Raw genomic sequence first — 7,625 nt, 5'->3', positions numbered from 1 at the left:
CACCAGCTTCTCGGCCTCGTGCATGTGCTCGTAGGCCAGCTCCAGCACGCGGTGGCTGAGCGTGGCCGAATACAGCAGCACCTGGCGCTGCTCGCGCGCCGGCAGGCGGCGGAAGATGAAGCGCACGTCCTTGATGAAGCCGAGGTCGAACATGCGGTCGGCCTCGTCGATCACCATCACCTCGACGCCGTTGAAGCCGAACACCTGCTGCTTGTAGTAGTCGAGCAGGCGCCCGGGCGTGGCGATGATGATGTCGCAGCCATCCCTGAGCTGCTGGCGCTGCTTGTCGTAGTCGACGCCACCGTAGATCAGTGCAGTCTTCAGGCCGGTGTGGCGGCCGATGCTGCGTGCGTCCTTGTCGATCTGGATGGCCAGTTCGCGGGTCGGCGCGATGATCAGCGCGCGCGGGTCGGAATCCTTGCGCTCGGCCACCGCCGGACGTGTGAGCAGGCGGTTCATCAGCGCGACCAGGAAGGCGCAGGTCTTGCCGGTACCGGTCTGCGCCTGGCCGGCGACGTCACGGCCGGTCAGCGCGAGCGGCAGGGTCAGCGCCTGGATCGGCGTGCAGCGGGTGAAACCGGCCTCGGCGAGGCCCTGCTGCAGCAGCGGGTGAAGGTCGAAGTTCGTGAAGAAGGTGTCGGTCAGTACGGTTTCGGACATGGGTCACTGGATGGAATGCGGGCAACCGTGAGCGGGGCCCGGCTCCGCTGCCGGATGAGGCACGGAACGGTTTAATGGTCGCGGGGCGGCTGGCCGCGCGCGCGTGCCGCCGATCGTCATGGGACCGGTCCTGCGCGCGCGGCCGCCCGGGCTCCGCCGGTGGAGGCTGGGACCGACGGTTCCGCTGGCATAGGCGAACGGGCTGCGTACGGGCCGGCTCGCCTATGACAACGGAACCCTCCGTCGCCACCCTTGAATCGCTTGAACAGCGACCCGAGTTACGCTGGAATGGAGGCCTGCCGCAACGGCAATCCCCGCAGTCTTCCGGTTAGAACCGCGCAACATGGGCGCCCCAGTGTAGCCGATGCCGGCCGCGCGGTCCCAAACCCCCTTCCACGCAACCACGGAGATCCTGGTGAGCGACCTGATTACCCACGTCAACGACGATGCCTTCCAGAAGGACGTCCTCGAGTCCGATACCCCCGTCCTGCTCGACTTCTGGGCCGAATGGTGCGGCCCCTGCAAGGCCATTGCGCCGATGCTCGACGAGCTGGCGAAGCAGTACGAGGGCAAGCTCAGGATCGTCAAGCTCAACATCGACGAGAACCAGAAGACCCCCCGCACTTATGGCGTGCGCGGCATCCCGACGCTGATGGTGTTCAAGCACGGCAAGGTCGAGGCGACCCAGATCGGCGCCGTCAGCAAGGGCCAGCTCTCCCAGATGATCGACAAGGCGCTCTGACGCGCTCTTCCCGCCGCGCGCGCTTTACGGCGCTGCGCGGCGGGTGCTAGATTTCCCTTACGACCGACGGGGCGGTCCGCTTCGCCCCTCCCGCGCGCACCGCGCGACGCTCGTCCTCCCTCCTGTTCTTTCAACGGCGCCCCACGAGGTTTGCCCGTGTCCGATATCGAAACCCAAGACCCGTCCGACGCCAAGCGCGCCGAACCCAAGAGCGCGGATGCGCCGCGCGCCCGTGCGCCGCGCAAGTCGGCCGCCGAAAAGGCCGCCACGGCGGCGTCCAGCCCGGCTCCAGCCGCCCCGGCCCCGGCTCCAACTCCGTCTCCGGCGCCTGCTGCCGCCCCGGCACCGCCCCCCGCGCAGGCCAGCCTGCCGATGGAGGCCGGTGACAACGCCCAGCGCGCGCCGCAGGAGCCACGCGAAGGCGGCCAGAACGGCAACGGCCAGCAGCCCAACGCCAGCAACGAGCGCCGTAACGACCGTAACGAGCGCGACGGCCGTGGCCGCCGCCGGCGCCACGAGCGTGGCCAACGTCCCCAGGGCGGTCAGGGTGGCGGTCAGGGCGGCAACCAGGGCCAGCCCAACCGCAACAACCCGCGTGGCCTGCCCGAGGACGACGAGAACGCCGATATCGGCAGCAGCGACCGGCTGATCAACCTCACCGAGCTCAAGCGCATGAAGGCGCCGGAGCTGCTGGCTTTCGCCGAGTCGCTGGGCATCCAGGAAGGGGTGGCCCGTGCGCGCAAGCAGGACGTCATCTTCTCGATCCTGAAGGCCCACGCCCGCTCCGGCGGCGGCATCTGGGCCGAGGGCGTGCTCGAGATCCTGCAGGACGGCTTCGGCTTCCTGCGCTCGGCCGACGAGTCCTACCTGGCCGGCCCGGACGACATCTACGTCAGCCCCAGCCAGATCCGCCGCTTCAACCTGCGCACCGGCGACTACATCACCGGGCGCGTACGCCATCCGAAGGAAGGCGAGCGTTACTTCGCGATGCTCAAGGTCGACGACATCAACGGCGACCCGCCGGAGGCGTCGAAGAACAAGATGCTGTTCGAGAACCTGACGCCGCTGTTCCCGCGCAAGGCGTTCCACCTCGAGCGCGGCAACGGCTCCAGTGAAGACATCACCGGCCGCATCCTCGACCTGATCGCACCGGTCGGCAAGGGCCAGCGCGGCCTGATCGTCTCGCAGCCGAAGTCCGGCAAGACGATGATGTTGCAGAACATCGCCCAGGCGATCACCTACAACCACCCCGAAGCGCACCTGATCATCCTGCTGGTCGACGAGCGCCCGGAGGAAGTCACCGAGATCGCGCGCACCGTGCGCGCCGAGGTGATCAGCTCGACCTTCGACGAGCCGGCCGTGCGCCATGTGCAGGTCGCCGAGATGGTGATCGAACGGGCCAAGCGCCTGGTCGAGCACAAGAAGGACGTGGTGATCCTGCTCGACTCGATCACCCGCCTGGCCCGCGCCTACAACACTGTCGTGCCGAGTTCCGGCAAGGTGCTGACCGGCGGCGTCGACGCCAACGCCCTGCAGCGCCCGAAGCGCTTCTTCGGCGCCGCGCGCAACGTCGAGGAAGGCGGCTCGCTGACGATCATCGCCACGGCGCTGATCGACACCGGCTCGAAGATGGACGAGGTCATCTACGAGGAGTTCAAGGGCACCGGCAACATGGACGTGCACCTGTCCCGCCGGATTTCCGAAAAGCGCGTCTATCCGGCCATCGACATCAACCGTTCCGGTACCCGCCGCGAGGACCTGCTGATCGATCCGGACCTGCTCGCCAAGATCTGGATCCTGCGCAAGTTGCTGCATCCGATGGACGAGCTGGCGGCAATGGAATTCATGCTCGACAAGATGAAGAACACCAAGACCAATGACGAGTTCTTCAACTCGATGAAACGCTGAAGGCGACAAGCCTGGGCGAAGCAGGCCGGCGCAAGCCGGCCTGTTCGTTTTTCCCCGCGCCGTCGGGCACCGACCTTGGCGGCGGGGCGCCCTTGCCGCGTGCCAACTTGACGGAAGAGCTTCCATCCGGAAGCAGCACCATGCGGCAGAGGCGACGGACGGGTCGGATGGCCAGGATCGGATGGGCGTTGATCGCCTCACCAGCCATTTCCGCTCCGACTACGCTTGCGACTGGCAAGCAACCGACGCCCGCCGCAATGTAAGCCTCTCCGGCCGCATCGACGTGCCGCTGGTGATGCGGCGCAATGTGCTCGATCCGACATTCGTCCCCGCCCGCACGCCATTTTCAGGAGCGTATCCGCGCTGCCGGCAACGGCAGACCGGACACTGACGCGCGACCACCGAAAAGGCCGGCCTGGTGGCCGGCCTCGCTTTCAGGGACGCAACCAGCCGAAGGTGTCCGGCGAGCCGTCCGGATGCGCGAACCAGCGCACGTGATTGGCGCCGTTCGGGCAGTCCATGCCGGTGATCTCGCTGTCCACCGTCCCCTGGCTCGTGACCACTGCCTTCTGGTAGCAGCTGTTCCAGTTGTCGCCGAATGCGTAGGTGTGCGCCGCGCCCCAGCCGGTGCTCTCGCCGCTATCCGCGTCCACGCGGCGATTGCCGAAGAACGCCTCGCGCAATCGGGTGGTGTACCAGGGCATGCCATGGTGGTAATGGGCAACGTCGAGCTTGCGGTGCTGGTCGACACCGATCGAGCCTCCGGCCAGATCGGTGTAGGTCGACTCGTCGCCTTCGTACTGACGGCCCAGACCCATGTAATGCAGTTCCAGCGGGTAGCTCACGTCGGTCCGGTCCTCGCTGAGCAGCTGGCCGTGGCGGCTGCGGCGGCTGACGCTGTGCGTGCTGCTCTGCAGCCACAGATCCTCCCGGAAGCTCGCGCCGTCGCGCACGCGTAGGGCCTGCACGTTGCGGAAGCTGGAGGTCTGCCGGACCTGCGACTCGATGCGGCCGTGGGAGGTATCCACGAATCCGCGGATCTCGAAGTCACGATCCATCCGCGTGCCGACGCGGCCCTGCAGCACGTCGCCCGTCTGCGTCAGGCCGTCGGTGACGGTCGCCTGCGGCAGGCCGGACGGCAGGGTGTTGTAGGTAACTGCGCCGGACACGCGCGTCCGGCCCGGATCCAGGTACACCAGCAGGTTGGCCACATGAGGCGCCAGGTACCAGCCGGCGGTGAACGGCTGGGAGTGGTCGATCATGTGCAGCTCGACCCAATGCGAGCCGGCCTCATTGAGCACGCCCGCGAATGGCGTGAGATCGACCCGGTAGGGCACGAAGCCCAGCGACTGCGCGCTGTCGGTGGGCTCGTCCAGCGCGTTCCACAGCACCGGCGCATCGCTGTAGTCGGTCGGCAACCAGGGGAACACCGGCGCGACGCCGGCTGGCGTGCCGTCGACGGTCACGCCCACGTCGCTGTAGCTGCCGTTGTAACAGCCCTGCTTCTGCGGATAGTTCGTGTGCGGCGTCACGCCCGGGCCGAGCACGTTGAACAGGGACGGGTGCGCATCGACCAGCCCGTCGGAAAAGCAGGTGAACCAGAACGCATGGTCGTTCGCCGTCACGTCCAGATAGGCGCGCTCGATGTTGTGGGGCAAGGCGTCCAGCTCGGCCAGGCCCGGTCCCGTGGAGGTGCCGAGCAACCGGGTATCCGCCGAGAACACCGCATCGGGCACGCGAGGGGCCGGCTGGGCGGCCGTAGGCGGATAGAACCGCAGGGTCGCCGTACCGGTGACATGGGCGTCGCTGCGCACGTTGCGGAACGCCTGCAGCGCGGTGAGCAACCCGACGCCTGGCGAGGTCAGCAGGGCGCTGTAGTCGGTGAGGTCGCGCTCGACGTGCCACCGCGATGGCTGTGCCGTGTTGGTGGTGGGCCCGACGAACAGCGTGATGCCCTTCAGCTGCAGGGCGATTCCTGTGACTTGCGCATCGCGCGCACCGGATACGTCCATGCTCAGTACGACCTTGGCCCAGGGCGGCGCACAGCCGGGTGGTGGTGCGTAGGTGTACTGGCTCGGGTCCTCGAAATAGGTAATGCGGAAAGGCGCGTCCTGGAACAGCTTCACCTCGCAGGGCGTGCTGCGTGGCGTGGGCACGGGTGGCGTGGCGCTATGGATGGCCTCCTGCGCATGGGCCCCACCCGGCAAGGCCAGGGCGGCAAGCAGGGCAGACAGCGCAGCGTGCGTCAGTCGTTGACGCGCGGACGGGTTCGACATCGTGACGATTCCTCCTCTGATGCCCCCTGCCCGCAACATCCTGCGGGCGGGCACATCAAGGGAACGTCCTCACGCAAAGCTAACAGTCCGGTTCGCTCTGGTTCATCGTCCTGTCCAGGAAGCAAACCGGACCTTTCACGGCGATCACCAGAACCCCGGCGTACACTATTTGGGCACGGCCCCCTTTTTGTGGCCCTGTACGTCCCCATTAGTGGCCGCTCCCCCAAGCAAGGGCTTGTCTGTGTCCATACCCAGTGCCGTAAAGAGCACCCCGATCGAAAGCCGCCAGCAGCTGGCCGACTATCTCGCCGCCGGGGAGAAGCCCCGCGATGCCTGGCGCATCGGCACCGAGCACGAGAAGTTCGGCTTCCGGACGGATGACCTTCGGCCGCCGGCCTACGAGGGCGAGCGCGGCATCCGCGCCCTGCTGGAAGGGCTCGCGGCGCGGTACGGCTGGGAGATCGCGCGCGAGGGCGAGACGCCCGTGGCGCTGACGCACGGCAAGGCCAACATCACGCTGGAGCCGGCCGGCCAGTTGGAGCTCTCCGGCGCGCCGGTGGAGAACATCCACCAGACCTGTTGCGAGGTGAACACGCACCTGGAGGAAGTCCGCTCGGTGGCCGACGGGCTCGGGCTGGGCTTCCTCGGCATGGGCTTCCAGCCGAAGTGGCGCCGCGACGAGATGCCGTGGATGCCCAAGGGCCGCTACAAGATCATGCGCGAGTACATGCCCCGGGTTGGCAACCTGGGCCTGGACATGATGACGCGCACCTGCACCGTCCAGGTCAACCTGGATTTCTCCAGCGAAGCGGACATGGTGAAGAAATTCCGCGCCAGCCTCGCCCTGCAGCCGGTGGCCACCGCGCTGTTCGCCGATTCGCCGTTCACCGAAGGCAAGCCCAACGGCTTCCTTTCCTACCGCTCGCAGGTGTGGACCGACACCGACCCGCACCGCACGGGCATGCTCGACTTCGTGTTCGACGAGGGGTTCGGCTACGAGCGCTACGTCGACTACATCCTTGGCGTGCCGATGTACTTCAGCTACCAGGGCGGACGCTACATCGACCTGGCCGGGCAGGACTTCGGCCGCTTCCTCGATGGCCGGCTCGAGGCGGCCCCCGGCACGCGCGCGACGATGAAGGACTGGGCCGACCACCTGACCACCGCCTTCCCCGAAGTCCGCCTGAAGCAGTACCTGGAGATGCGCGGTGCCGACGGCGGCCCGTGGAACCGCCTGTGCGCCCTGCCCGCGCTGTGGGTCGGCCTGCTGTATGACGACGAGGCGCTGGATGCGGCCTGGGACCTGGTCAAGGACTTCACCATGGAAGAGCGCCACGCCCTGCGCGACGGCGTGCCCAGGCAGGCGCTCAAGCTGTCTTTCCGCGGCGGCACCGTGCGCGACCTCGCGGCCGAAACCCTCAAGATCGCCGCACATGGCTTGAAGCGCCGCGCGCGCCTCAACCGCAATGGCGCCGACGAGAGCATCTTCCTCGAGCCGCTGATCGAGATCGTCGAGGCCAACCAGACGCCGGCCGAGCGCAAGCTGGAGTTGTTCCACGGTCCGTGGGGCGGCAGCGTGGACCCGGTGTTCCGTGAGTTCGCTTACTGAGGCCGATCCAGCGCCCTCGCCCCGCCGGGGAGAAAGCGCCAAACGAAAGGGCCGGCATTCGCCGGCCCTTTCCTCTTACTTCTCGTTGCCCTTGGGCGCGTCCTTCAGCCCGCGGTTGATCAGCATCGGCTCGACGCTCGGCTCCTTGCCGCGCCAGGCCTTGTACATCTCGGCCAGGTCCTCGGTGTTGCCGCGCGAGAGCACCATCTTGCGGAAGCGGTCGCCGTTGGCGCGGGTCATGCCGCCGTGTTCCTTGAACCACTCGAAGCCGTCGTCGGCCAGCATTTCGGTCCACAGGTAGGCGTAGTAGCCGGCGGCGTAGCCGTTGCCCCAGATGTGCTGGAAGTAGCTGGAGCGGTAGCGCGGCGGCACGTACGAGAGGTTGATCTTGTCCTTGCTGAGGACCTCCTGCTCGAACTTGTCGGCGTCC

General features: G+C 67.4%; 7 protein-coding genes. 4 read left to right on the top strand and 3 right to left on the bottom strand.

All coding sequences use genetic code 11. The features are described 5' to 3' along the window. The coding region (locus VFH59_RS03930; protein WP_325163581.1) for a DEAD/DEAH box helicase at positions 1–660 on the bottom strand (660 nt) is incomplete at its 3' end. A gap of 412 nt (positions 661–1,072) precedes the next feature. On the opposite strand from VFH59_RS03930, the gene trxA reads away from it, so the two are divergent. From trxA to VFH59_RS03915, 3 genes are all read left to right on the top strand, one after another. Then, a complete protein-coding gene (gene trxA / locus VFH59_RS03925) occupies positions 1,073–1,402 on the top strand; it encodes a thioredoxin TrxA (RefSeq protein WP_325163582.1) in 330 nt (109 codons plus the stop codon). 156 nt (positions 1,403–1,558) lie between these two features. Then, positions 1,559–3,310, top strand: a complete 1,752-nt coding sequence (gene rho / locus VFH59_RS03920) for a transcription termination factor Rho (RefSeq protein ID WP_325163580.1) — start codon at positions 1,559–1,561, stop codon at positions 3,308–3,310. Positions 3,311–3,491: 181 nt separating this feature from the next. After that, on the top strand, positions 3,492–3,701 hold the full coding sequence (locus tag VFH59_RS03915) for a hypothetical protein (RefSeq protein ID WP_325163579.1): 210 nt from the start codon (positions 3,492–3,494) through the stop codon (positions 3,699–3,701). Positions 3,702–3,744: 43 nt separating this feature from the next. On the opposite strand, the gene VFH59_RS03910 is transcribed toward VFH59_RS03915, so the two are convergent. Next, the gene (locus VFH59_RS03910) at positions 3,745–5,586 is read right to left on the bottom strand and encodes a peptide-N4-asparagine amidase (protein WP_325163578.1); all 1,842 of its coding nucleotides are present in this window, start codon (positions 5,584–5,586) and stop codon (positions 3,745–3,747) included. 241 nt (positions 5,587–5,827) lie between these two features. On the opposite strand from VFH59_RS03910, the gene VFH59_RS03905 reads away from it, so the two are divergent. Then, positions 5,828–7,195 (top strand): glutamate--cysteine ligase, encoded by a 1,368-nt coding sequence (locus VFH59_RS03905; RefSeq protein WP_325163577.1) that lies wholly within the window; start codon positions 5,828–5,830, stop codon positions 7,193–7,195. A 75-nt stretch (positions 7,196–7,270) separates the two neighbouring features. Here VFH59_RS03905 and VFH59_RS03900 read toward each other — a convergent pair. Further along, the coding region (locus tag VFH59_RS03900) for a M3 family metallopeptidase (RefSeq protein WP_325163576.1) at positions 7,271–7,625 on the bottom strand (355 nt) is incomplete at its 5' end.

The organism is Frateuria sp. (assembly GCF_035695185.1).
Taxonomy (GTDB): domain Bacteria; phylum Pseudomonadota; class Gammaproteobacteria; order Xanthomonadales; family Rhodanobacteraceae; genus Frateuria_A.
Note: the sequence above shows the minus strand (reverse complement) of the source record. Positions and strands in the feature narration are given on the sequence as shown.